We start from the raw sequence: 23,010 nt of genomic DNA, 5'->3' as shown, positions 1-23,010 counted from the left end.
AACTAGGCAAACTAGGGATTTTGCGTCGACAGCGTCGCTATTCGATCCGGGGGCAACACGCATGGCTCACGTCGATCGGGCGGCCGACAAGGCGCGGATACTCCGCGACTCGGCGAAGGAGTTTCGCCAGCGTGTCGACGGCGGGATCGATTCTGCCCTCAACTCCGTCGCGGCCGACCTGCTCGAGCGACGGGCGGCGCGCATCGCCGCCGGCGAGGACGATCACTCTCTCGTGGAGCTTCGAGACACCGCCGCGGACAGCACTCATCCCGAGGCGTCGCTGGATTAGCGGCCTCACGCATCTCCTCGTGGGCTTCGGAACAAGACTCCGGGCCGCGAGAGTTCCAGGTCGGGCTTCGGCCGCGGCAGTCAGCTGGTGGCGCGCCATGAGACGCGCGAACCGCGGCGCCGGACGACCGGCCCATGCGCCTCAGACATCGAGGACCCGACGACTGCACAGTCGTCGGGTCCTCGTCCTGTCTGGAGCCCTCGGTCCGGGGACGGGACCGAGCGGGTGTCGGTCAGTCGCCGGCGAGTGACGCCGCGCCGATGATGCCCGAGTTGTTGCGGTGGATCGCCGGGACGATCGGAGTCTTGAGTTCGAGCAGCGGGAGGAAGTCGCCGGCGTTCTTCGACACGCCGCCGCCCACAACGAACAGGTCAGGGCTGAACAGGAACTCGATGTGCGAGTAGAACGCCTGCAGGCGCTCGGCCCACTCCGCCCAGCTGAGGCCCTCGCGCTCGCGCGCCGACGTCGCTGCCCACTGCTCGACGGACTCGTAGTCGCCGAAGTGCAGGTGGCCGAGTTCGGTATTGGGGATCAGCACGCCGTCGAAGAGGAATGCCGAGCCGATACCGGTGCCGAGGGTGGTCAGCAGCGTGAGTCCGCGGACATCCCTGGCCGCGCCGTGGCGGGCCTCCGCGACGCCGGCGGCATCCGCATCGTTGACGAAGACGATGTTGCGGCCGAGGCCGTCACGGAAGAAGCGCTCCGCGTCGAAGTCCACCCAGTCCTTCGAGACGTTCGCCGCCGACAGCGTCTTGCCCCGCTTGACGATCGCCGGGAAGGCGACGCCGAGCGGCAGCGTCGATTCGTGCACATCGAGAGTCTTGAGCACCGTCTGCACGGCCTCGAGGACGTCCTGAGGGGATGCGCCCGTCGGGGTGGGGACACGCACACGATCCGATTCCATCGTGCCGTGCGTGAGGTCGACGATTCCAGCCTTGATTCCCGTGCCGCCGATATCGACGCCGATCGCTTTTGCCATGGGCGATAGCTTAGCGACCGCCGCGTACGCCAGTAGGATCGGAGTCACCACGTGAAGGAGGGACGGAACATGTCTGACGGTGATGACAAGTACTGGTACAACTCGGAGACCGGGCAGGTCGAGTTCGGCATGATCTCGCCGTCCGCCGATCGAGTCGGACCGTTCGACACGGCCGCCGAGGCCGCCCGTGCGCCCGAGGTCCTCAAGGAGCGTGCGCGCGCCTGGGCGGAAGAAGAAGCAGTCGAGCAGGGCTGGGACGCGAAGGGCCAGGGCGCAGAGTAGCCATGGACAAGCAGAGGGATTTCGTCCTCCGGACGATCGAAGAGCGCGGCGTCAAGTTCGTGCGACTGTGGTTCACCGATGTGATCGGAACCCTCAAATCGGTCGCCATCGCGCCCGCCGAGGTCGAAGGGGCCTTCGCCGAGGGCATCGGCTTCGACGGCTCGGCGATCGAGGGCCTGACGCGCAGCTACGAGTCGGATCTGTTGGCGCAGCCCGATCCCACGACGTTCCAGACGTTGCCCTGGCGCGGTGAGATCGATCCGACCGCGCGCATGTTCTGCGATCTGACGACACCCGACGGCCAGCCCGCGGTCGCTGACCCGCGCCACGTGCTCAAGCGAACGCTGGCCAAGGCGGCAGATGCCGGGTTCACGTTCTACACGCACCCCGAGATCGAGTTCTACCTCCTGAAGTCCTCGTCGTACGGGCCCGAGGGGCCGATCCCGGTGGACTCCGCCGGCTACTTCGACAACGTCCCCGGCGGCACCGCCCACGACTTCCGTCGGCGCTCGGTGCGGATGCTGGAAGACCTCGGCATCTCGGTCGAGTTCAGTCACCACGAGGGTGGTCCGGGTCAGAACGAGATCGATCTGCGCTACGCCGACGCCCTGACGACGGCGGACAACGTGATGACGTTCCGCACCGTCATCAAGGAGGTGGCGATCGAGCAGGGCGTGTATGCGACGTTCATGCCGAAGCCGCTCAGCGATCACCCCGGCAGCGGGATGCACACGCACATGTCTCTCTTCGAGGGCGACCAGAACGCCTTCTACGAGGAGGGCGCCAAGTACCAGCTCTCCAAGACCGGTCGGCATTTCATCGCGGGGCTGCTCAGGCACGCCAACGAGATCTCGGCGGTGACGAACCAGTTCGTCAACTCCTACAAGCGTCTCTGGGGCGGCGACGAGGCCCCGAGCTTCGTCACCTGGGGTCACAACAACCGGTCGGCGCTCGTGCGGGTGCCGATGTACAAGCCGAACAAGGGACAGTCCTCGCGTGTCGAGTACCGCGCCCTGGACTCCGCGGCCAATCCCTACCTCGCCTACGCGCTCATGCTCGCCGCCGGACTCAAGGGCATCGAGGAGGGCTACGAGCTTCCGCCCGAGGCCGAGGACAACGTGTGGTCCCTGAGCGACGCGGAACGTCGCGCTCTCGGGTACTCCTCGCTGCCGGCGAGCCTCGACCACGCCCTCGAGTACATGGAGGACTCGGAGCTCGTCGCCGAGACGCTGGGGGAGCAGGTGTTCAACTACGTGCTGCTCAACAAGCGCAAGGAGTGGGAGGCCTACCGTGGTCAGGTCACCCCGCTGGAGCTGAAGAACAACCTCGAGCTGCTCTGAGTCGCGCATGGCTCGTCCGGACGATTCCGTCTCGCTCTCCGCGCTGGCCAGGCTCGGTTTCGCGGAGCTGAGCGAAGCGGCCGCCGAGCTCGCCGAGCTCTCCACGATCCTCGGCGTCTCGCGCGCCGAGATCCTGGACGGCGCGGCGGGGGCGCCGGATGCCGACGCGGCGGTGCGCGGGATGCTCCGGGTCGCGCGACGCGATCCCGGCCCCCTGACGCAGCTGCTGAGCGAAGAGCAGGAACGTCGACGGGTGTGGCGAGTGCTCGGAGCATCGGAGGGGCTGGCGGACTTCTTCCTGCGCCATCCCGACCGGCTCTCGGTGCTCAGCGGCCCGATCGACGCGCTGCCCACGTCCGAGGAACTGCGGGACAGCATGCTGTCGTCGGTCGGTACGGTCGACGGGTTCGCGGCATCCGGGGAGGACTCCGCTGTCGTCGCGTTGCGCATCGCCTACCGGGCGAGTCTGGCGAGGATCGCGGCGTTCGACCTGACCCATCCGACACCGACGACTGTCGTCGGCGCGGTGGCTGCGGCGCTCGCGGACGCGGCTGGTGCGGCGCTCGAGGCCTCTCTCGCGGTCGCGCGCACTCGACTCGAGGGCTCCGTTCCTCGGGAGCTGATCGCGGCGACCCGTCTCGCGATCATCGGCATGGGCAAGTCCGGTGCCCGCGAACTGAACTACGTGAGCGATGTCGACGTCATCTTCGTCGGTGGCACGGACGATGAAGAGGTGGTCAGCGAGGCGCGGGCGATCGACATCGCGACCAGGCTCGCCCGCGAGACCATGCGCGGACTCAGCGGGATCGAGGTCGAGCCGCCGCTGTGGGAGGTCGATGCGGCGCTCCGGCCGGAGGGCAAGCAGGGCGCGCTGGTGCGTTCGCTCGCCTCGCACCTGGCCTATTACGACCGCTGGGCGAAGAGCTGGGAGTTCCAGGCCCTGCTGAAGGCGCGGCCGCTCGCCGGTGACGCGGAACTCGGCGACGACTACATCGCCGCGGTACAGCCGAAGATCTGGTCCAGCGCCGCCAGGAAGGACTTCGTCGACAGCGTCCAGCGTATGCGGGAGCGCGTGATGGAGCACATCGACCCCGAGGACGTCCCGTATCAGATCAAGCTCGGGGCCGGCGGCATCCGCGACATCGAGTTCACCGTGCAGCTGCTGCAGCTCGTGCACGGTCTCACCGATCCCACACTGCGCACCCGTGGCACGCTGGAGAGCCTCGATGCGCTGGTCGCGGGCGGCTACATCGGTCGCGTGGAGGCTGCAGCTTTCGCGCAGGACTACTGCATCCTGCGTCTGATGGAGCACCGGCTGCAACTCCGCGAGCTCAGCAGGACCCACCTGATGCCGCGCACCCCCGCCGGGCTTCGGGCGCTCGCGCGCAGCACCGGCCTGGCAGACACCGGCGACGGGATCTGGGCGCGTTGGGAGACGGTGCGTCGCGAGGTGCGCGAGATCCACACCCGCCTCTTCTACCGTCCGCTGCTCAGCGCCGTGGCCGCGCTGCCCGAGGAGGAGCGCACGCTCTCGGCCGCCCAGGCGCACGACCGTCTGGCGGCGATCGGATTCCGTGACCCGGCGGGTGCCCTCCGCCACATCGGCGCGCTCACCACCGGCCTCAGCCGCAAGGCGACGATCCAGCGGCACCTGATGCCGATCATGGTGCGCTGGTTCGCGGACGGCAGCGACCCCGACTACGGGCTGATCGCCTTCCGCCGCATCAGCGAGCGCCTCGGCGACACGCCCTGGTTCCTCCGCATGCTGCGCGACTCCTCCGGAGCCGCCGAGAGCCTGACGCGTCTGCTGTCGTCCTCGCGCTACATCGGCGAGCTGATGGAGTGGATACCGGAATCCGTGGCCTGGTTGGACAGCACAGAGCTCCTCCGACCACGCGGCGGGGTCGCACTCGACGAGGAGGCGCGGGCGATCCAGACCCGGCACGAGACCGTGGGAGACGCGCTCCGGGCGGTCAGGGCCAACCGGCGCCGTGAGCTGCTCCGCACCGCGATGGGGGCCGTGCTCGACGTGGTGACGATCGAGGAGATCGCCACGGCGCTCACCGAGATCACCGAGACGACGATCCAGGCGGCGCTGCGGGCGGTGTTCCGCGAGGTCGTCCCGCCCGAGGACGAGGCGCTGGACTTCGCCGTGATCGGCATGGGCCGGTTCGGAGGCGCCGAGCTCGGGTTCGGATCGGATGCCGACATCCTCTACGTCTACGATGCGAACGGCGTGGAGCCGCAGCGCGCGCAGACGCTCGCCACTCAGATCGTCACGCGCCTCCGGGAGCATCTGACGGATCATCGTCTGCCGCTCGACCTCGACGCCGATCTGCGACCGGAAGGACGCAGCGGGCCCATCGTGCGATCCATCGAGGCGTACACCGCGTACTACCGTCGATGGTCGCTGTCCTGGGAGGCGCAGGCGCTGCTGCGGGGGCGCGGTGTGGCAGGCAGCGCCAAGCTGATCGAGAAGTTCACGGAGCTCGCCGATTCGATCCGCTACCCCGAGACCGTCGACCAGCAGGGGCTGCGCGAGATCAAGCGCATCAAGGCACGGGTCGAGGGGGAGCGGTTGCCCCAGGGCGCGGATCCGAGACGGCATCTGAAGCTCGGGCCGGGAACGCTGAGCGATGTCGAATGGCTGGTCCAGCTGCTGCAGCTGCAGCATGCGCACCGCATCCCGGGGATGCGGACGACCTCCACGATCGCGGCACTGGATGCCGCGGTGGCCGCAGAGCTGGTCGACGAGGCCTCCGCGGAACGGCTGCGTGAGGCGTGGCGGTTGGCGAGCAGACTGCGGTCCGCGATCACCCTGCTCACGGGGCAGACGACGGATGTGCTGCCCGCGGACCGCCGAGAGCTCGACGCGATCGGCCGCCTCCTGGGCTACCCGGACCGCTCCGCGACAGAACTCGAAGAGGACTACCTCGGGGTCACGCGACGGGCGCGCAAGGCGTTCGAGCACCTGTTCTACGGCTGACCCGTGCGGGTCGAGTTGCAGTATCGGTCGCCGTCGCTCAAGCTGGCGCTATGACCCACGCACGCATCGGCATCGTCTGGAACCCCTCCAAGGTCGAGCAGGAGGTTCTGCAGAGCGCCGTCAGCGGTGTCTTCGGCGACGAGCAGGACATCCGCTGGTGGGAGACCACCCCGGAGGACCCGGGCCGCGGCATGGCCGGTGAAGCGCGGGATGACGGACGGGACATCGTGATCGCGGTGGGCGGCGATGGAACGGTCCGTGCGGTGGCGGAGTCGCTCGCCGGTTCGGATGTCGCCCTCGGCATCGTGCCGCAGGGCACGGGCAACCTGCTCGCCCGCAACCTGGAGGTGCCGCTGAACGATGTCACGGCGGCGCTCGAACGCGTGCGCGATGGGGAGCCGCGGCGGATCGACCTGGGGTGGGTGTCGTACGACGGCACCGAGCACGCCTTCGCCGTGATGGTGGGGTTCGGGATCGACGCGCAGATGCTGGTCGAGACCGATGACGATCTGAAGTCCAAGGCCGGCTGGCTCGCCTATGTCGAGGCGATGGGTCGCGCGTTGGCCGGCACGGAGATGACCGACATCACGGTCTCGGTCGACGGGGAGAATCCGGTCGCGGTGCGCGGTCACACCATGCTGATCGGCAACTGCGGCATGGTGCAGGGCGGTATCCGTCTGCTGCCGGACGCCGTACTCGACGACGGCAAGCTCGATGTGCTGATGGTGAGCGCCGACGGCCCGCTGCAGTGGCTCGACACCTTCCGCTCCTTCGTCTGGGACAACGGCATCCGTCGGTTCTTCGCCGGCGACGATGAGGCGGTCAGCACGGAGTCCGCGCAGCACATCGCTCTCGAGACGATCTCCGTCGAACTGGAGACTCCGCTCGTGTTCGAGATCGACGGCGAGGAGATGGGTGAGGTCACCTCGTTCGACGTGCGCGTCGAGGCCGGCGCACTGCTCGTGCGCTGATCCTCCCGGTCCGGCTCCCTCAGGGGGCGCTGAGCACCGGGGGAGCCGTCTTGCGGTCCTGGGCGGGGAAGAGCACCTTCTGGACGATGATGATGATGCTCGCTGCGACCGGAATGGCGACCAGCGCGCCGAGGATCCCGCCGAGCGCTCCGCCGGCGACGGCCGCGATGACGACGAGCGCGCCGGGAACCGCGACGGCCTTGCTCATGATGCGCGGTGACAGGACGTACGCCTCGATCTGCATGTAGACCAGGTAGTAGATGATCGCGATCAGTGCGGTCACCGGACTGACGAAGAGGCAGATCAGCGAGTTGATGATCGACGCCGAGAGGGTTCCCACCAGCGGGATCATCGACCCGATGAAGGCGATCAAGGCGAGCAGCGCCGGCACCGGCGCGCCGATGATGCTGAGCACGATCAAGCTCAGCACGCCGTTGATCAGGGCCAGGCTGGCCTGTCCGATCACGTAGCGTCCGACGGCGCCCGAGACATCCTCCAGCAGCTCGCTGAACGTGTCGCGCTGGTACGCGGGCACGAAGCGTGCTGCGGTGCGCTTGATGCCGTGCAGCGATGCCATGAAGTAGAGCGTGAGGATCAGGACGATCGTGACCCCGGTGAACCCACCGGCGATCCCGGCGCCCACCGCGAACACCCCTCCGCCGATGTCGGCCAGGTTGCCCGGGTCCTTCAGGAAGGAGAGGATGCCGTTCGCCGCGTCGTCGAACGTCGAGCCGAACTGGTTGTTCAGGTCCTTGAACCATCCGGATGCCTGGATGTCCTTGACCATCTGCGGCCCGTCCTCGATCAGGTTGGTGACCTGCTGCACCAGGATCGGGACGATCGCGAGGATGATGCCGGCGAATGCCAGAACCACACCGGTCACGACGATCGCGACGGCGGCAGGGCGGGGGAGCTTGCGCTCGATGAATCTCACGATGGGGTCGAGTCCGAGTGCCAGGAAGATCGCGACGCCGATGTAGACGAGGACCGTGGCGAGTTGATCGATGATCCCGCCGATCACGAGGGCCACCAGCACGCCGAGGGCGCCGAGGAGACCGAGCATGAACGGATTGGCCCGTGCGAGAGAGGCGACGGCCGCGGAGGGGCGGGAGGGCGAGGGGGCAGGCTTCACCGGTTCGGCGTGCTCGTTGTTCGACTTCCGACGCATGATGTCCCCCACTCGACTGTCCGACCCCTCAGTTGATCACCCGCGTGCGGCGTGGTCAAGCGAGCCGCGCCGTGCGGTCACTCTGGGCATCAACTGCATTCCGTTGAATGTTCTTAATCTGCGGATTCTCGCCCCCTAGGTACCCCTAGTATTGGGGGTGTGTCCCCCCTTTGGGGGACACGGCCACGGCAGGGAACCGTGGGGATCCGTAGGGGAAGGGTCGTATGAGGGGTGTTCGAGCACGCGCCGAGCGCGTATTCGCACGCACCGGTTCGGGGGGCCCGTGCCGGTGACCAAAGCACGCACACTGGCTGTGTTCGGCAGTGTGCGCATCCGTGAATTCGTCAAGAGCCGGGATGAGGGGAAGTCCCGTCTCGAACGCGTCGCCGGTCTCATCGGCCTCCACAGCGTCAGAGCAGGCGGAATGGACATCGGTTCCGCGGCCGGCACACTTCGCCTCCGGACGAACGACGCATTCCTGTCGAGCCATGACGCACCGCTGCTCGCATCGCCGCGGGATGACCTGCGCCTGCTGTCCATCGTCATCCCCGCTGAGGCGCTGACCGGCTACACGGCGCCAGGGCCGGGTGAGGTGCGCCCGATCGCTTCGGCGAGCGCGCTTCTCGATCCTGCGGTCGCCTTCGCCGAACGCGCCGCGGCAGCCGACGCCGAGCCCGTCAGCGGATTCGGCAACTACTACTTCGAGAGGCTGCTCCAGGAGATGGTGCTCGGCGTGGCGGTGGAAGGAACCCGTTCGCCCCGCGTGGGGCCCGCGTCGGACGTGTATCGGGATGCGATGAGCACGATCCTCGCTCAGCGCTCGGATCCGAACCTCACCCCCCGCGGCATCGCAGACCAGTTGAAGGTGTCGCTGCGACAGCTGCAGCGTGCATTCCGCTCGCGTGAGATGACGCCGGAGCGCGCTATCCGTCGCTCGCGCGTCGAGCATGCTCTCGATCTGCTCACCGATCGGACCTACGACGGGCTGAGCATCGCCGAGATCGGGCAGTACTCCGGGTTCTCAGGTGGTTCGAGCCTGGCCAGGGCGATGGCGCAGGAGGGGCGCCCTTCGCCCTCGGTCGTGCGTCGTTCGCTCGCCGCCTGACGGTATTCCTCCTGACAGGCGCGGCGATACCCAGAGCGACAATCGATGAGCCGCTGGCGACAAGATCTCCGTCTGGGCGCGGCGGGAGGGTGCGCTGGCGACAGCATGGCAGGTGCAGGTCGAGCCACCCGGCGCGCGACCTGTCGCCTGCAGCGTGGAGTCCGTCCGCCTGCAGCACGCCCGCGCTGATGCGTTTCGGCACCCCGCACGTCTCGTGCGGATCGCCGCCGTGTCCGCAGCCGTCATTCGGGGTGTGCGTCGCCATCGTGCCGGGACTCGACCCCAGAGGAGTACATCGCAATGAGCACCATCGACAAGGAGAACGGTGCCGGTATCAACCGTCGCAGCGTGATCAAGGCCGCAGCGTGGTCCGCGCCGGTCATCGCCGTCGCTGTCGCGACGCCGCTCGCCGCCGCGAGCGTCAACACCCCGCAGCCTGCTCCGGCTGGCGGATTGTCCGAATGGCAGGGCAGCACGTCGGTGGGGACGTGGACGGTCACGCAGCCGAACCGCGTGCAGATCAACACCGGCCAGAGCGTCGGATTCAATGTCCTGAACCCCGACACGGGTGACATCGAGCCGGCAGGACTCTACTCGTCCGGTGCCGTGACGGTGACGGTCCAGTGGGGAGCCGGTAACGGTGTCACGACGCCGACCAGCTATCGTCTCGAGGAGCGCACGCTCAACGGCTGGGTTCGTGTGGGCGCGCTTCCCGAGGCCGGCACGACCGGCTCTGTCCAGTACGTCTACACGGGCATCCTCAACGGAGCGTCGAACATCGTCTCTCTGCCGGTCGTCTGGCTCTACCCGACCGCGGGCGGCGCGCTGACCCCGAGCTACGTCAACACGACGCTCTCCTCGGAGTACCTGAGCGAGAAGACGTCGGGCGCGAAGGTTCCGTAAGCTCCCTCCTCGCATCCGCAAGGAGCCCGTGCTCGATCATCGAGCACGGGCTCCTTCCGCGTCTGCGGTACACGTCAGTCGCGGGGGAGCTCCACCTTCTCGTTCTCGGCGTCGTACGGCTCTCCCGTGACCTTGGCCTTGACGAAGCTGAAGAGGGAGGCGATCTTTCCTCCGGGGCTGTCCCAGTACTCGGCGGATTCGGCGGAGAACCTGAGGAGTCCCACATCGGGGTCGTCGGGGCCATCCGTGAACCATGCCTCGACGGTCGGGCTCCACAGCTCCCGGACCTTGGCAGGGTCGTCCACCAGCTCGGCTGTGCCGGAGAGCGAGACCCACGAGTCGTTGGAGCTGAGCGAGACGCCGACGCGGTCGTCTCGTCGGAGGTCGTCCACGAACGACGCGCTCCGGGACACGAGGAACCAGAGGTCGCCATCGAACTCCGCCTCCTGCACGGTGAGCGGGTGTGCGACCAGCCGGCCCTCTGCGGCGCGCGTGGTGAGCATCGCGAAGCGGAAGTCCTTGATCAGCTCCGCGACGCGCTGGGTGGGGGTGGTGTCGGTCATGAGGGTCGTCCCTTTCGCGCAGGCCCGTGTCCGGGCGGAGATCCCATCATCACGGTGCGACAGGCGGCCGCCGAGGGGGTTGCGCTTCTGCAGCACCCGCGTTACGGGCTAGCGCGCGTCGATCGCATGGACGGCCGCCCGCCGACTGCTCACGCCGAGCTTGCGATAGACGGACCGGATGTGCGTCTTCACGGTCGGGTAGGTGATGCCCAGGTGCGATGCGATCTCCTCCGCCGTCATCTCGGTGCGCAGGCAGGCGAGGATCTCGTTCTCGCGCCGGGTGAGGACGCCGCCGAGCAGGCTCGTGAGATGCCCACGGCGCTCCAGGACGCTCTGCAGGAGCACGTGGTGGCGGGAGCCCCGGTGCGCGTGGGCGCCGAGAAGGTCGCCGACCACCTCGTCGTCCGCCAGGAAGGGCGCGAGGACCCGCTCCGCCGTCGCCGCTTCCAGTGCGCGGTCGAGTTGCTCATGCGCCTGGCGCCCGCGGCCGGCTTCCGCGTTGAGCGCCGCGGAGGTGACGAGCGTGTTGACCAGTGCGTAGCGGGGAAGTGCGACGGTGTTCGCGAGCCGGAGCGCCTGAGTGGCGAGCGCGGGTTCCCCCAGCACGCGATAGAGCTCGGCGAGTCGGGCGTGTGCCACGGGAGCCCCCGTTCCGCTCGCGAGCACCGGCGCTGCGAGGCCGAGCGCGCGATCGGCCTTACCCTCGGCATGCGACAGCCAGGCGGAGACGACTCGGCGGAGGGTATCCCACGGGACTCCGTGCTTGTCAGCCCTGCTCACGCCCTGAAGGAGTGCGCTCGCGTTGTAGTAGCGGTCCTGGCGCCCGAGGGCGATCAGGCTCATCGCGAGGTAGAGGCGGGCGAGCGCCTCGAAGTTGTTGCCGGGTGCTCCGTCGGCGATGACCGCGTCGAGATGGACGATCGCCTCTTCGAAGTCGCCCCTCCAGTAGGCGATGCATCCGCGGTTCGCCTGCGGCAGACCGCCCTCGAAGCGATCCCAGTCGGAGGGAGAAGCGGACACGGGGAGCGCATCGAGGATCTGCTCGGCCTCGGTGAAGAATCCGGCGTGGGTGAGGGCGAAGGCGAGGTTGGACTGTGCGAGGCGGAGCGTCTCGGCGTGTCCACGCAGACGCGCCTCGTCGGCGGCGGACCGGAGCAGTCCGATCGCGCCGGCAGGATCCCGGCGGAGTCGGACCTCGGTCCACCCCAGCAGGAACAGGGCAGAGGGGTAGTCGTCGTCCGGTCCGCACTGTGAGAGGGCTTCCCGTGCGCGGTCGGCGAGTGCGGCTTTGGTCGGTGTGTCCGGTGCGAGCAGCAGTTCCGTGAAACAGGCGACGAAGTCGTCGGACGCCACTCGCATCCCCTGTCCGCGCAGGAAGGTCGCACCGAACGAGTCGCCCAGCAGGTCGCGGCAGCAGGCCCGGATCAGCAGGACATGCGCATCGTGCGGATCGGGGGCGTCGAGGCAGAGCTGCTCGAGCTCGGCGGTGTGGGATTCGAGGATCAGGCGGAGCCAGTTGCGCTGCAGGGCGCGCCGGGCCTGCTCCGGATCGCCGGATGCGAGCTCCTGGCGTACGGCTTCGATCACGGCTCCAGAATATCGGCGCGCTGCCGGGCCGGGTCCTCTCCTTACGCCCGAAGTCATCCGCGGAGGATGAGGTCGCCGTCCCGGCGGATCCGGACTCGCCAGACTGTCAGCGATATGCCTCTCGCCGGACCGGATCCGGGCGCCGTACCTCGCGGCAGAGCAACGAAAGAAATGGAACACACCGACATGCTCTTCTGGGAAATCCTCGGCTGGATGCTCTGGGCGACGGTCTTCATCGGCTATCTGTTCGCGCTGTTCGCGATCATCACGGACCTGTTCCGCGATCGTGAGCTCAACGGCTGGTGGAAGGCACTCTGGGTCGTCTTCCTGATCTTCCTCCCGTTCCTCACCGCCCTGATCTATCTGATCGCGCGAGGACAGGGAATGGCGGAACGAAGTGGTCGCGCCGCCCGGGAAGCAGAGGATGCCGCGCAGACCTACATCCGTGAGGTCGCGGGATCGTCGCCGAGCGAGGAGATCGCTGCGGCTGCCGCCCTTCTCGAAGCCGGATCCATCAGCACAGCGGAGTTCGAGCAGCTGAAGGCCAAGGCACTGTCGTGACGCTGGCCGGTTACGGACCGGTCGATCTCTACCTGGTCGGGCTCCCCGACGGTCAGCCCGACCATACGGCACTGCAGGCTCTTCTCGACCTCGTCGAGACCGACGTCCTGCGGCTGCTCGACCTCGTCCACATCTCGCGGTCGCTCAACGGGGAGATCGCGGTCACGGAGGTGGATGATCTCTCTCCCGCCTATGGGGTCGAGGCGCACCAGCTCGGCGTAGCCGGCCTCGCGGGTCATGAGGACATCGCTGCATTCGCCGCGGCCGTTCCCGTCGGCACTGCGGCGCTTCTCGTCGCCGTCGAGCTCGTCTACCGGCGCGAGCTGGTGGCACGGACGGTCCAGGCCGGCGCGGTGCTCCTCGGTCACGAGCGCATCCCCGCGCAGGTCGTCAACGCCCTGATGGATTCCCCACTCCCGAGAACGGAGGCCTGACATGCCTTTCATCCCGAGGATCGGCCGTCCCGGCCTGCTGGGCCTCGCCGCGCGCACGGCGGTCGTCGCGGGCACGGCGACCGCGGTGAGCGGTGCCGTAGCCGCGCATCGCCAGAACAGGGAGCAGACGCAGTACGAGGCAGCACAGTACGAAGCGCTCGACCTCCGCGAGGCAGCACCGCCGCCCGCCGCGGCCGCCGAAGCTCTCTCCCCGGCACCAGCCTCCGCCGGTCTCGTCGCCCAGCTGCAGAACCTCGGGCAGCTCCGGTCGCAGGGGCTGCTGACCGATGCCGAGTTCGCGGCCGCGAAAGCGCGGCTGCTCTCGTGAGCACCGGGCGATCCCGTCCGCCCCAGACCCCAAGGAACCTCATGTCTGCAACGAAAGTCACCTTCCTCAACTTCGCGCGCGCGGAGTCCGACCTGATGTTCTCGCGGCTCAGCGCCGCGACAGGGATCGGGGAGTGGAATCACACCAGAGGCCTGAAGGGTCTCGACGATCAGCCGGTGATCCGTCAGAACCGCGACACGCTGTACAGCAGCGCGATCATCGACGTCCGTGAGGGGGTCACGCTCACGCTGCCGGAGACGGGGGCGCGCTACATCTCGGCGCACGTGATCAATCAGGATCACTACACGGCCTTCCTCCTCAACGAGCCCGGTGAGCACGTGCTCACCCGCGAGCTGGTCGGCAGCGACCATGCGGCGGTCCTGGTGCGGATTCTGGCCGACCCGAACGATGCGGCTGATGTCGCGGAGGTGAATCGGCTCCAGGACGGGCTCCTCCTCTCCGGCGGGGGCTCCGGCGCATTCCCGCTCCCCGAGTACGACCCGTCCTCGCAGACCGAGACGCGCGATGCGCTCCTCACACTCGGACGAGGAGTGTCGACCTACGACCACGCCTTCGGCACGCGTGCCGAGGTCGATCCCGTGATGCACCTGCTGGGAACCGCGGGCGGCTGGGGCGGTCTGCCCGAGTACGAGGCCACGTACATGAGCGTCGACGAGGGGTTGCCGGTCGCCGACTACCGACTGCACCTGCGCGACGTGCCGGTGGACGCGTTCTGGTCGGTATCGCTGTACAACGCCGCCGGATACTTCGAGCCCAATGAGCTCCGGGTCAACAGCATCAATAGCCTCACGGCGGTGCGTGAGGCCGACGAGAGCGTCACCATCCGATTCAGCGAGCATCCGGACGGGTCTCCGAACACGCTCCTCATCATGCCGGGCTGGAACTACACGCTGCGGCTCTACCGTCCCCGCCGCCCGATCCTCGACGGCACGTGGATTGCCCCGCGCCCGGAGAGGATCTGACGCGGATGCCATCGCAGACGACCGAACAGCTGCAGGCGGAGCTCGCGCGGCTCACGTCCGAGAAGGAGGAGCTCACCCGCCAGCTGAGGGCCGCACGTGAGGGCGCAGAGCACGCCACCGACTCGGCGTCGGCCACCGCCCGGCGCCGTCGACGCGCGTGGGGCTGGACGATCCTCAGCACCGCGCTGGTGACGATCGGCGCCGTGCTGACCCCCGTGGCGATCGTCTCCACGTGGGCTCATCGCGAGCTCACCGATACGTCCTACTTCGTCGCGACGTTCACGCCGCTCGCCGATGATCCGGCCGTGCAGGACTTCGTGGCGGATCAGAGCGTCGCGGCGATCGAGTCGGCGATCGACATCGACCGCATCGCCGATGACCTCTTCGCCGGCCTCGAAGGTCTGGAACTCACCCCGCGGGCGAGCGAAGCGCTCGGTCTGCTCAAGGCACCGGCGGTCGCGGGAGTGAAGGGGCTGATCGAGAACACGGTGACCGAGTTCGTGGGCTCAGATGTCTTCGCCGTCATCTGGAAGGACGCGCTGACCGTCACACACCGGCAGCTCGTCAACACCGCCACGGGTCAGAGCGATGCCGCCGTGACGGTCGGACAGAACCAGGAGGTCAGTCTGCAGCTCGGTCCGATCATCCGAGCCGTGAAGGAGCAACTGGTCGCCGAAGGCTTCGCCCTCGCTGCGGAGATCCCGGAGATCGATCGCTCGATCGTGATCGCGGAGTCCAGTGCCGTCAGCATCTCCCTCACGATCTATCAGGTCGTCGTGGCGCTCGGGATCTGGATGCCGTGGGTGGCGTTGCTGTTCCTGGCCACCGGAGTGCTGATCGCCCGCAGACGCGCGGTCGCTCTGATCTGGACTTCCGGTGCGGTGCTGCTCACGATGCTGCTCATGGGCGCGGGGATCGGCGTGGGCACCGGCGTCTTCGCCCTCGCGGTCGCGGACATCATCCCGCAGGATGCGGCGGTCGCACTGTACTCGGGCATCCTCGGCTTCGTGTCGAGCATCGTGCTGGTGATGGGGGTTCTCGCCGCGACCGTGCTGGTCGTGACGGCGTTCGCCGGGCCGTGGACCTGGGCGCGAGGTCTGCGGGGACAGGTCGCCGCGGCTTTCGCGGCGCTCCGCGACGCGGCTGAACAGCGCGGTATCACGACGGGCGTCGTCGGAGAGCAGCTGTACCGGTGGCGCATCCCGCTGCGCATCGTCGTCGGGCTGGGCTGCTTCTTCGTGCTGCTCGTCTCCCGACCATTGTCTCCGGGCACGATCGTCTGGACCGCGGTGGTCGGCGTGCTCGTCATCGGTCTGCTCGAGCTGGCCGCCCGTCCGCTCGTGACGGCGGAGGGTGCACCCGACGCCGCGCCGGTCGGGGGCTCGGCCGCATGACGCAGGAGTCGGATCAGCGAGCGGGAGGTGCCTTTCCGGCGCACGCCGTCGCCTCCGCGCGCCCTTCATCCCGCGGGGTGAGGTCTCTGGTGCCGGTCTCCCTGCGCGGCTATCGCCTCGCCTGGCTGGGACCGGACATCGTGGCAGGTCTCACGCTGTCCGCCGTGGCGATCCCCGAGGTGATGGGGTACACCTCCATCACTCAGACCCCGATCGTCACCGGTCTCTATACGCTCCTGCTTCCCCTGGTCGCGTTCGTGCTGATCGGCTCGTCCCGGCTGCTCGTGGTGGGCGGAGACTCCGCGGCGGCGGCGATTCTCGCTGCGGGCCTCGTCGTCGCCGCAGTCCCCGGTGTCGTCACCGGATCGAGTCGCTGGGTCGCCCTGTGCGCGCTCACCGCATTGCTCACGGGTGTGCTGCTCGTGGTCGCCCGGTTGTTCCGGTTAGGGTTCCTCGGCGACTTCCTCTCGGCATCCGTCCTGATCGGCTTCCTCAGCGGCATCGGCATCAAGGTCGCCAGCGACCAGATCCCCGACATCCTCGGCGTGGACAAGGGCACGGGGAACTGGTTCGAGAAGCAGTGGGCGTGGATGTCCGCGCTGGGCGACGTATCCCTGCCGACGCTCGCCTATGGGCTCGGCACCGTCGGCATCATCGTGTTCTGCAAGGTCGTCATCCCGAGGGTGCCCGGCGCGATGCTCGCGATCGTCTGGCTGCTCGTGCTGGCCACGCTCACCGATGCTGCCGGCCGGGGAGTGGACGTCGTCGGACCCATCCAAGGCGGTCTCCCGCACCTCGGGCTGCCCGAGGGCATCGCCTTCGCCGAAGTCGGAGCGGTCGCCTCCACTGCGCTGTCCTGCTTCTTCATCGTGATCGCGCAGAGTGCCGCGACCTCGCGCAGCTTCGCGATGAAGCACGGCGACCGCGTCGACGTGAACCGCGACATCCTGGGACTTGCCGTGGCGAACATCGCGGCAGGTGTGAGCGGAACGGTCGTCGTGAACGGCTCGCCGACGAAGACGCAGATCCTGGACGATGCGAAGGGGCGCACACAGGTGGCGAACCTCGTCGTGGTGGTGATCACACTCGTGGTGCTGCTGTTCCTCACCGACCTCCTCGCCGACCTCCCGCTCGCGGTCCTCGGGGGAGTCGTGCTCGTCATCGCGATCGGACTCGTCGACGTGAGGGGGCTGTGGCGGATCGCCCGTCGACGTCGGGTGGAGTTCTTCGTCGCGCTGCTCACGATGTTCGCTGTGTTCACGGTCGGCATCATCGAGGGAATCGTCCTGGCCATCGCGCTCTCGCTGCTCGACGTCATCTCGCGTCAGTACGCCGCGCCGGCCTTCGTGCTGGCGGTGGGGGACCATGACTACGACTACCTTCCCGCAGAGCCCGGCGCCCAGTCGAGCCCCGGGCTGATCGTCTACCGCTTCGACAGCCAGCTGTTCTTCGCGAACTCCACCGGATACTCCGACCGGCTGGAGAGGGTCATCGCCGCCGCGCCGGATCCCGTGCGCTGGGTGATTCTCGACTGCGCCGGGATCGCCGATGTGGACTACTCCGCGGGGCAGAGCCTCGCGGATCTGATCACGTCGCTCCATGCGCGCGATATCCACGTCGTGCTCGCACGTCCGGAACCCGCATTGCTCGAGACGCTGCGTCGGTACGCGCTGATGTCGCGCATCGACCCTGCCCACATCTACAGCGACCTCGATGTCGCGATCGCAGCGTTCGACGGAAACCCCCGAGCCACCCCGACCGATGAGGAGAAGACCAGATGACCGGTTCGATCGACAGGCGCGTGCCCCTGCGCAGCGCCCCCAACCTCCGGGACCTCGGAGGTCTCGCCACTGCGGAGGGCCCGGTCCGGACGGGCGCAGTCTATCGCTCTGCGACCCTTGCGCGGCTTCAGGGCGACGATGTCCCCGCTTTCGCCGGTCTGGGCATCGCGACCGTGTACGACCTGCGCACCGCGGCGGAGCGCGCAGCCTCGCCCGATCAGCTGCCCGCGGGCGTGAACATCCTGGGGCTGGACGTGCTCGCCGACAGCACGGCCGACGTCGCCGCCAGCGTCGGCCAACTCGTCACCGACCCCGCAGGACTGGCCGCGACGCTGGGGGAGGGACGCGCCGAGGCTCTCATGCAGGAGTCGTACCGCAACATCGTCAGTCTCCCCTCGGCGCTGGCGGCGTACCGCTCGTTCTACCTCGACCTCATCGATCCTGCGCGTACCGGTGCCGCACTTTTCCACTGCACGACCGGCAAGGATCGCACGGGCTGGGCCGCGGCGTCGCTGCTCCTCCTGCTCGGCGTCACGGAGGACGACGTTCACGCCGACTACCTGGAGACGAACACCGATCTCCTGCCCGCGCTGCAGCCGATCCTGGACGCGGCGGCTGCGAAGGGCGTCGACACTGCGCTGCTCCTTCCCGTGCTCGGAGTGCGCAGCGAATACCTCGACGCGGCTCTCGAGGAGGCCCGTGCCCACTTCGGCAGTATCGAGGGGTATGCCCGCGAGGGCCTCGGGCTCACGCCGGAAAATCTCCGGCTGCTGCGGGACCGTTTCGTCGACACCTCTTCGCACCGCTGACCCCGGCCCGTTCCGGCCTGTCCAGGGCGGGTGTCGGGCGCGTATGCTCGCCGCAGAGCGACCGTCGGACTGGTCGCGACAGAGGGAGCAGGGTGATGGGCGAACAGCACTGGTCAGGGGCGGGCACTCAGGCGGACCCGTGGGTTCTGAAGACGGCGCCCCTGTCGTCCGAGTACACGATGCACCGGGATGAAGACAGCGATCCGCCTCTCCTGGTCTGCCAGGTCGGCGCGACCAGGCTCACCTATCTCGCCCGCGCGGTCGACGATCTCCACGCGGAACTCGTGCGACGAGGAGACTGGGTGCTCTTGGGAGCATCGGACGAGAAGAAGGATCCACCCCCGGAGTCGGTGGAGGCATGGGGGCGAGCTTCGGACAACCCCGTCGGCGGGTGGTACGGCCAGCGGAACGGGTATCGAGGCCGCTTCGGCATGTACCTTCCCCCGCTTCTCGAAGCCCTGGGTCTCGTCGAGCTCGAGCACAATCCTCGCAACAACCGCGTCAGGGCGATCACACCCGCATGAGGTGATCCCTCGGATGCGTCGAGAGATCCCGCACGCTCCCTCGTCGGAGGCACCAGAACGCCGCCTCCGAGCATCCGAAGCAACCATTCGCGACCACTCGCCACGGTGAGACGTCGCAGAACGCCGCTTCACGACGATGCGGGCGACCATTCGCGACCGCCGGTGCATCCGCGAACCCGAGCACGAGGTGCTCGCGCGCGGAGGATACGCGCAGCCCAGGAACCGCGAAGAGCCCGTCACGGCGGACCGTGACGGGCTCTTCCGATTCAGCGGCTCTCCCGCGGTCAGCCGCAGGGAATCGCCGGGATCAGGTCAGACGCCGTAGTACAGCTCGAACTCGAACGGGTGCGGGCGCTGGGCCATCGGCAGGATCTCGTTCTCGTACTTGTAGGAGATCCAGGTCTCGATGAGCTCCTCGGTGAACACGCCGCCCTCGAGGAGGAAGGCGTGGTCCTCGCGCAGGGCCTCCAGCGAGTCCAGCAGCGAGTTCGGCACCTGCGGGATGTTCTTGGCCTCCTCGGGCGGGAGCTCGTAGAGGTCCTTGTCGACGGGCTCGTGCGGCTCGATGCGGTTCTTGATGCCGTCGAGGCCGGCCATGAGCTGCGCGGCGAAGGCGAGGTACGGGTTGCCCGAGGCGTCGGGCGCACGGAACTCGATGCGCTTCGCCTTCGGGTTGGAGCCCGTGATCGGGATACGGATCGCGGCCGAGCGGTTTCCGGCCGAGTAGACCAGGTTGACCGGAGCCTCGAAGCCCTTGACCAGACGGTGGTAGCTGTTCAGGGTCGGGTTGGTGAAGGCGAGCAGCGCCGGAGCGTGCGCCAGGATGCCGCCGATGTACCAGCGGGCGATGTCGCTGAGCTGGCCGTAGCCGGCCTCGTCGTAGAAGAGCGGCTTGCCGTCGCTCCACAGCGACTGGTGGGTGTGCATGCCCGAGCCGTTGTCGCCGAAGAGCGGCTTCGGCATGAACGTCGCGGTCTTGCCCCACTGGTCGGCGGTGTTCTTGACGATGTACTTGAACTTCAGGATGTCGTCTGCCGCGTGCACCATGGTGTCGAAGCGGTAGTTGATCTCCTGCTGACCGGCGGTGCCCACCTCGTGGTGCGAGCGCTCGAGGATGAACCCGGCCTCGATGAGCTTGAGGGTGATGTCGTCGCGGAGGTCGGCCGTCTTGTCGACGGGGGAGACGGGGAAGTAGCCGCCCTTGTACGGCGTCTTGTTGCCGAGGTTGCCGCCCTCTTCCTCACGGCCGGTGTTCCACGCGGCCTCTTCGGAGTCGACCTTGTAGAAGCTCTCGCCCGCGGTGACGGAGTAGCGGACCTCGTCGAAGATATAGAACTCGGCCTCGGGAGCGAAGAACGCGGTGTCGGCGATGCCGGTCGACGCGAGGTACTTCTCGGCGTTCTTGGCGACCTGACGCGGGTCCTTCGAGTAGATCTCTCCGGTGCGGGGGTTGTAGATGTCGAAGACCATGACGAGCGTGCTCGCCTCGCGGAACGGGTCGACGTAGGCCGTCGTCACGTCCGGGATGAGCTGCATGTCGGACTCGTGGATGCTGGCGAAGCCACGGATCGAGGAGCCGTCGAACAGCTGTCCCTCCGTGAAGAATGCCTCGTCGACCGTTGACGCAGGAATGTTGAAGTGCTGCTGCACACCCGGGAGATCGGTGAAACGGATGTCAAGGAACTTGACGTCGTTCTCCTTGATGTAGCTCAGCACCTCGGACGAATCTTTGAACATGTACGACTCCTGTGTAGCGGATCGATGGCTTACGGCCATTCTGCACAGTACGGCTGGGGGATTTCTTCAGAGTGTCCGCTTTGTTTCGGGCTTGTTACAGCGCCCGGAACGCATCGGTAGGCTGGGGAGGTGACGGATGCGGCGAACATGTACCCCGGTGAGCGACTCGGACTCCCGGACTCAGGATCTCGGAGCATCGGACGCATCGGGCGTCGAATCGGAGCCCTCCTGATCGACTACACCGCCGCGACGATCATCGCGACCGGCTTCCTCGGCTTCAACCAGTTCGCCCTTCCGACCGAGGCCGGGCTCACGCAGTTCGCCCCGCTGCTGGTCTTCGCGCTGCTCCAGGTCATCTTCATCCCCGTCGTCGGCGGCAGCCCCGGCCATCGCATCGTGGGCCTGCGTCTCGTGCGGATGGACGGTGGATGGATCGGAGTGTGGCGCCCCATCGTGCGCACTCTGCTGCTGATCGTCGTGATCCCGGCTGTGATCTGGGACGCCGATCAGCGCGGCCTGCACGATAAGGCCGTCGGCACGGTCCTGATCCGCGCCTGACGTCGCCCGGCGCTCAGGCCTTGCCGCGGTTGCGACGCCGCGCCTCGCGCGGCGCACGCCCGCCCAGGAACGACCGTGCAGGATCGACGGTGTATCCGCGTCGCAGCGCCTCTCGGCCGATGAGCATGCGGAAGCCCATCTCGTCACGGTTGCTCAGGGTGACCTCGGCCAGCACCTCGCGGTCGACCAGGCGGATCAGCAGCATGACGACCAAGCGCTCCTGGGCATGCCCCGACGAGCTGCGTACGGCGCGTCGATCGTGCACGGGGGTCTCGACCACCACCGTGTCCTCCTGGCTGTCCTGCCAGGGCTTGACGCGGAATCTCACCCAGGACTCGCCCTCGCGGTCGAACTCCTGGATGTCGAATGCGTGCAGCGACGAGGTGCGCGCGCCGGTATCGATCTTGGCTTTGATCCAGTCGACGCCGAGATCGGGCAACGCAACCCATTCTCGCCACCCTGTAAGAGTGTTTGAATGGGATGTCTTAGTCACCCGACCATCCTGGCAGGAATTCTCCGTGAAGATCGCAGTGCTCTCCCGTGCGCCTCAGGCGTACTCCACCCAGCGACTGCGTGCGGCTGCCCTCCAGCGCGGCCACAACGTCAAGGTGCTCAACACCCTGCGCTTCGCGATCGACCTCACCGCGGATGAACCGGACCTGCACTACCGCGGCAGACAGCTCAGCGACTACGACGCGATCCTGCCGCGCATCGGCAACTCGATCACCTACTTCGGCACGGCCGTGGTGCGCCAGTTCGAGCAGATGGACGTCTACACGCCGAACACGGCGAACGGCATCTCCAGCGCGCGCGACAAGCTCCGCGCCAACCAGATCCTGTCCCGTCACAATATCGCGATGCCGCCGACTGCCTTCGTGCGCAATCGGGCCGACGTGCGCCCGGCGATCGAGCGGGTGGGAGGCGCGCCGGTCGTGATCAAGCTGCTCGAGGGCACTCAGGGCATCGGCGTGATCCTCGCCCCGCAGGTGAAGGTCGCGGAGGCGATCATCGAGACGCTGCACTCGACGAAGCAGAACGTGCTGATCCAGAAGTTCATCGCGGAGAGCCGCGGGCGCGATATCCGTGCACTCGTGGTGGGCGATCGCGTGGTCGCCGCGATGCGGCGCTCGGCGGCGGGCGACGAGTTCCGCTCGAACGTGCACCGCGGCGGTTCGGTGGAGGCGATCGAACTCGATCCGGTGTACGAGCGGGCCGCAGTGCGCTCCGCGCAGATCATGGGTCTGCGCGTCGCCGGCGTCGACATGCTCGAGGGCGACGATGGTCCGCTCGTCATGGAGGTGAACTCCTCGCCCGGACTCCAGGGCATCGAGACCGCGACGAAGCTCGACGTCGCCGGCGCGATCATCGACTACATCGCGGGGCAGGTGGCGTTCCCCGAGATCGATGTGCGGCAGCGCTTGACGGTGTCCACGGGATACGGCGTGGCGGAGCTGATGGTGCACGGGGCGGTCGACCTCGTGGGCAAGACCCTGGGCGAGGCCGGTCTCTGGGAGCGCGACATCACGGTGCTGACGCTGCACCGTGGTGCCAGCGTGATCCCCAACCCGCGCAAGCACGTCGTGCTCGAGGCCGAGGATCGGCTGTTCTGCTTCGGGAAGCTCGACGAGATGCGCTCGATGATCCCGGAGCGCCGTCGCCGGCGCGCCAAGGTGCGACGCCTCCCTCGGCAGCCGCTCTCGGAGTGAGATGACAGAAGCACGGCCGCAC

23 protein-coding genes are annotated in these 23,010 nt (G+C 67.9%); 17 read left to right on the top strand and 6 right to left on the bottom strand.

Annotated features, from left to right (window positions below; translation table 11 throughout):
• Window positions 1-61 precede the first annotated feature (61 nt).
• Window positions 62-289 (top strand): hypothetical protein, encoded by a 228-nt coding sequence (locus tag ACIOVG_RS12785; RefSeq protein WP_400873883.1) that lies wholly within the window; start codon window positions 62-64, stop codon window positions 287-289.
• A 232-nt stretch (window positions 290-521) separates the two neighbouring features.
• On the opposite strand, the gene ppgK is transcribed toward ACIOVG_RS12785, so the two are convergent.
• Complete coding sequence (gene ppgK / locus ACIOVG_RS12780) at window positions 522-1,268, bottom strand: polyphosphate--glucose phosphotransferase (protein ID WP_400873880.1); 747 nt, start codon at window positions 1,266-1,268, stop codon at window positions 522-524.
• Between the two features lie 69 nt (window positions 1,269-1,337).
• On the opposite strand from ppgK, the gene ACIOVG_RS12775 reads away from it, so the two are divergent.
• Genes ACIOVG_RS12775 through ACIOVG_RS12760 form a run of 4 tightly spaced genes read left to right on the top strand, consistent with a single transcriptional unit; the run spans window position 1,338 to window position 6,847 of the window.
• Complete coding sequence (locus ACIOVG_RS12775) at window positions 1,338-1,550, top strand: SPOR domain-containing protein (RefSeq protein ID WP_400873877.1); 213 nt, start codon at window positions 1,338-1,340, stop codon at window positions 1,548-1,550.
• Between the two features lie 2 nt (window positions 1,551-1,552).
• A complete protein-coding gene (gene glnA, locus ACIOVG_RS12770) occupies window positions 1,553-2,890 on the top strand; it encodes a type I glutamate--ammonia ligase (protein WP_400873874.1) in 1,338 nt (445 codons plus the stop codon).
• A gap of 7 nt (window positions 2,891-2,897) precedes the next feature.
• On the top strand, window positions 2,898-5,876 hold the full coding sequence (locus tag ACIOVG_RS12765; RefSeq protein WP_400873871.1) for a bifunctional [glutamine synthetase] adenylyltransferase/[glutamine synthetase]-adenylyl-L-tyrosine phosphorylase: 2,979 nt from the start codon (window positions 2,898-2,900) through the stop codon (window positions 5,874-5,876).
• A gap of 50 nt (window positions 5,877-5,926) precedes the next feature.
• A complete protein-coding gene (locus ACIOVG_RS12760) occupies window positions 5,927-6,847 on the top strand; it encodes a diacylglycerol/lipid kinase family protein (protein ID WP_400873869.1) in 921 nt (306 codons plus the stop codon).
• Window positions 6,848-6,866: 19 nt separating this feature from the next.
• Here the strand turns inward: ACIOVG_RS12760 and ACIOVG_RS12755 are convergent, their stop codons facing one another.
• Window positions 6,867-8,015, bottom strand: a complete 1,149-nt coding sequence (locus tag ACIOVG_RS12755) for an AI-2E family transporter (RefSeq protein ID WP_400873866.1) — start codon at window positions 8,013-8,015, stop codon at window positions 6,867-6,869.
• 289 nt (window positions 8,016-8,304) lie between these two features.
• On the opposite strand from ACIOVG_RS12755, the gene ACIOVG_RS12750 reads away from it, so the two are divergent.
• Together ACIOVG_RS12750 and ACIOVG_RS12745 are read left to right on the top strand one after the other, a co-directional pair.
• A complete protein-coding gene (locus ACIOVG_RS12750) occupies window positions 8,305-9,120 on the top strand; it encodes a helix-turn-helix domain-containing protein (RefSeq protein ID WP_400873863.1) in 816 nt (271 codons plus the stop codon).
• Window positions 9,121-9,420: 300 nt separating this feature from the next.
• On the top strand, window positions 9,421-10,023 hold the full coding sequence (locus ACIOVG_RS12745) for a hypothetical protein (RefSeq protein WP_400873860.1): 603 nt from the start codon (window positions 9,421-9,423) through the stop codon (window positions 10,021-10,023).
• Window positions 10,024-10,097: 74 nt separating this feature from the next.
• Here the strand turns inward: ACIOVG_RS12745 and ACIOVG_RS12740 are convergent, their stop codons facing one another.
• Together ACIOVG_RS12740 and ACIOVG_RS12735 are read right to left on the bottom strand one after the other, a co-directional pair.
• Complete coding sequence (locus ACIOVG_RS12740; protein ID WP_400873857.1) at window positions 10,098-10,586, bottom strand: pyridoxamine 5'-phosphate oxidase family protein; 489 nt, start codon at window positions 10,584-10,586, stop codon at window positions 10,098-10,100.
• A 108-nt stretch (window positions 10,587-10,694) separates the two neighbouring features.
• The gene (locus tag ACIOVG_RS12735) at window positions 10,695-12,173 is read right to left on the bottom strand and encodes a LuxR C-terminal-related transcriptional regulator (RefSeq protein WP_400873854.1); all 1,479 of its coding nucleotides are present in this window, start codon (window positions 12,171-12,173) and stop codon (window positions 10,695-10,697) included.
• A 186-nt stretch (window positions 12,174-12,359) separates the two neighbouring features.
• On the opposite strand from ACIOVG_RS12735, the gene ACIOVG_RS12730 reads away from it, so the two are divergent.
• From ACIOVG_RS12730 to ACIOVG_RS12695, 8 genes are all read left to right on the top strand, one after another.
• The gene (locus tag ACIOVG_RS12730) at window positions 12,360-12,734 is read left to right on the top strand and encodes a PLDc N-terminal domain-containing protein (RefSeq protein WP_400873851.1); all 375 of its coding nucleotides are present in this window, start codon (window positions 12,360-12,362) and stop codon (window positions 12,732-12,734) included.
• Complete coding sequence (locus tag ACIOVG_RS12725) at window positions 12,731-13,168, top strand: DUF6325 family protein (RefSeq protein WP_400873848.1); 438 nt, start codon at window positions 12,731-12,733, stop codon at window positions 13,166-13,168. The genes ACIOVG_RS12730 and ACIOVG_RS12725 overlap by 4 nt, the downstream gene beginning before the upstream one ends.
• A 1-nt stretch (window position 13,169) precedes the next feature.
• Window positions 13,170-13,496, top strand: a complete 327-nt coding sequence (locus tag ACIOVG_RS12720; protein WP_400873845.1) for an SHOCT domain-containing protein — start codon at window positions 13,170-13,172, stop codon at window positions 13,494-13,496.
• 41 nt (window positions 13,497-13,537) lie between these two features.
• Entirely contained in the window at window positions 13,538-14,479 is a 942-nt protein-coding gene (locus ACIOVG_RS12715) for a DUF1214 domain-containing protein (protein ID WP_400873842.1), read from the top strand.
• 5 nt (window positions 14,480-14,484) lie between these two features.
• The gene (locus ACIOVG_RS12710; RefSeq protein WP_400873839.1) at window positions 14,485-15,873 is read left to right on the top strand and encodes a hypothetical protein; all 1,389 of its coding nucleotides are present in this window, start codon (window positions 14,485-14,487) and stop codon (window positions 15,871-15,873) included.
• Window positions 15,874-15,962: 89 nt separating this feature from the next.
• Window positions 15,963-17,654, top strand: coding sequence for a SulP family inorganic anion transporter (locus ACIOVG_RS12705; protein ID WP_400873836.1), 1,692 nt, complete (start codon window positions 15,963-15,965; stop codon window positions 17,652-17,654).
• Window positions 17,651-18,463 carry a tyrosine-protein phosphatase gene (locus ACIOVG_RS12700; protein WP_400873834.1) on the top strand — a complete coding sequence of 271 codons (813 nt, stop codon included), beginning with the start codon at window positions 17,651-17,653 and terminating at the stop codon, window positions 18,461-18,463. The genes ACIOVG_RS12705 and ACIOVG_RS12700 overlap by 4 nt, the downstream gene beginning before the upstream one ends.
• 95 nt (window positions 18,464-18,558) lie before the next feature.
• Window positions 18,559-18,987: a DUF6855 family protein gene (locus tag ACIOVG_RS12695; RefSeq protein WP_400873831.1), complete on the top strand. Its 429-nt coding sequence runs from the start codon at window positions 18,559-18,561 to the stop codon at window positions 18,985-18,987.
• 312 nt (window positions 18,988-19,299) lie between these two features.
• On the opposite strand, the gene glnA (ACIOVG_RS12690) is transcribed toward ACIOVG_RS12695, so the two are convergent.
• Window positions 19,300-20,724: a type I glutamate--ammonia ligase gene (gene glnA / locus ACIOVG_RS12690; protein WP_400873828.1), complete on the bottom strand. Its 1,425-nt coding sequence runs from the start codon at window positions 20,722-20,724 to the stop codon at window positions 19,300-19,302.
• 147 nt (window positions 20,725-20,871) lie between these two features.
• On the opposite strand from glnA (ACIOVG_RS12690), the gene ACIOVG_RS12685 reads away from it, so the two are divergent.
• A complete protein-coding gene (locus tag ACIOVG_RS12685) occupies window positions 20,872-21,282 on the top strand; it encodes an RDD family protein (RefSeq protein ID WP_400874783.1) in 411 nt (136 codons plus the stop codon).
• A 13-nt stretch (window positions 21,283-21,295) separates the two neighbouring features.
• Here ACIOVG_RS12685 and ACIOVG_RS12680 read toward each other — a convergent pair whose 3' ends face one another.
• Window positions 21,296-21,775 carry a RimK/LysX family protein gene (locus ACIOVG_RS12680; protein ID WP_308194300.1) on the bottom strand — a complete coding sequence of 160 codons (480 nt, stop codon included), beginning with the start codon at window positions 21,773-21,775 and terminating at the stop codon, window positions 21,296-21,298.
• Window positions 21,776-21,800: 25 nt separating this feature from the next.
• Here ACIOVG_RS12680 and ACIOVG_RS12675 point away from each other — a divergent pair, with 25 nt between their 5' ends.
• A complete protein-coding gene (locus ACIOVG_RS12675; RefSeq protein ID WP_247630245.1) occupies window positions 21,801-22,988 on the top strand; it encodes a RimK family alpha-L-glutamate ligase in 1,188 nt (395 codons plus the stop codon).
• The last annotated feature ends 22 nt before the right edge of the window (window positions 22,989-23,010 follow it).

The organism is Microbacterium sp. NPDC087591 (assembly GCF_044743625.1).
In the GTDB taxonomy this organism is placed as follows: domain Bacteria; phylum Actinomycetota; class Actinomycetes; order Actinomycetales; family Microbacteriaceae; genus Microbacterium.
This window is presented reverse-complemented; position numbering and strand designations above follow the sequence as displayed.

Excerpts from the sequence above, each read along its gene's own strand:
- ACIOVG_RS12740 (WP_400873857.1), bottom strand. The coding sequence starts at position 10,586 with ATGACCGACACCACCCCCACCCAGCGCGTCGCGGAGCTGATCAAGGAC.
- ACIOVG_RS12700 (WP_400873834.1), top strand. The coding sequence starts at position 17,651 with ATGACCGGTTCGATCGACAGGCGCGTGCCCCTGCGCAGCGCCCCCAAC.
- ACIOVG_RS12715 (WP_400873842.1), top strand. The coding sequence starts at position 13,538 with ATGTCTGCAACGAAAGTCACCTTCCTCAACTTCGCGCGCGCGGAGTCC.
- ACIOVG_RS12710 (WP_400873839.1), top strand. The coding sequence starts at position 14,485 with ATGCCATCGCAGACGACCGAACAGCTGCAGGCGGAGCTCGCGCGGCTC.
- ACIOVG_RS12695 (WP_400873831.1), top strand. The coding sequence starts at position 18,559 with ATGGGCGAACAGCACTGGTCAGGGGCGGGCACTCAGGCGGACCCGTGG.
- ACIOVG_RS12745 (WP_400873860.1), top strand. The coding sequence starts at position 9,421 with ATGAGCACCATCGACAAGGAGAACGGTGCCGGTATCAACCGTCGCAGC.
- ACIOVG_RS12760 (WP_400873869.1), top strand. The coding sequence starts at position 5,927 with ATGACCCACGCACGCATCGGCATCGTCTGGAACCCCTCCAAGGTCGAG.
- ACIOVG_RS12685 (WP_400874783.1), top strand. The coding sequence starts at position 20,872 with ATGTACCCCGGTGAGCGACTCGGACTCCCGGACTCAGGATCTCGGAGC.
- ppgK (WP_400873880.1), bottom strand. The coding sequence starts at position 1,268 with ATGGCAAAAGCGATCGGCGTCGATATCGGCGGCACGGGAATCAAGGCT.
- ACIOVG_RS12775 (WP_400873877.1), top strand. The coding sequence starts at position 1,338 with ATGTCTGACGGTGATGACAAGTACTGGTACAACTCGGAGACCGGGCAG.
- ACIOVG_RS12720 (WP_400873845.1), top strand. The coding sequence starts at position 13,170 with ATGCCTTTCATCCCGAGGATCGGCCGTCCCGGCCTGCTGGGCCTCGCC.
- glnA (WP_400873828.1), bottom strand. The coding sequence starts at position 20,724 with ATGTTCAAAGATTCGTCCGAGGTGCTGAGCTACATCAAGGAGAACGAC.
- ACIOVG_RS12730 (WP_400873851.1), top strand. The coding sequence starts at position 12,360 with ATGCTCTTCTGGGAAATCCTCGGCTGGATGCTCTGGGCGACGGTCTTC.
- ACIOVG_RS12785 (WP_400873883.1), top strand. The coding sequence starts at position 62 with ATGGCTCACGTCGATCGGGCGGCCGACAAGGCGCGGATACTCCGCGAC.
- ACIOVG_RS12755 (WP_400873866.1), bottom strand. The coding sequence starts at position 8,015 with ATGCGTCGGAAGTCGAACAACGAGCACGCCGAACCGGTGAAGCCTGCC.
- ACIOVG_RS12765 (WP_400873871.1), top strand. The coding sequence starts at position 2,898 with ATGGCTCGTCCGGACGATTCCGTCTCGCTCTCCGCGCTGGCCAGGCTC.
- glnA (WP_400873874.1), top strand. The coding sequence starts at position 1,553 with ATGGACAAGCAGAGGGATTTCGTCCTCCGGACGATCGAAGAGCGCGGC.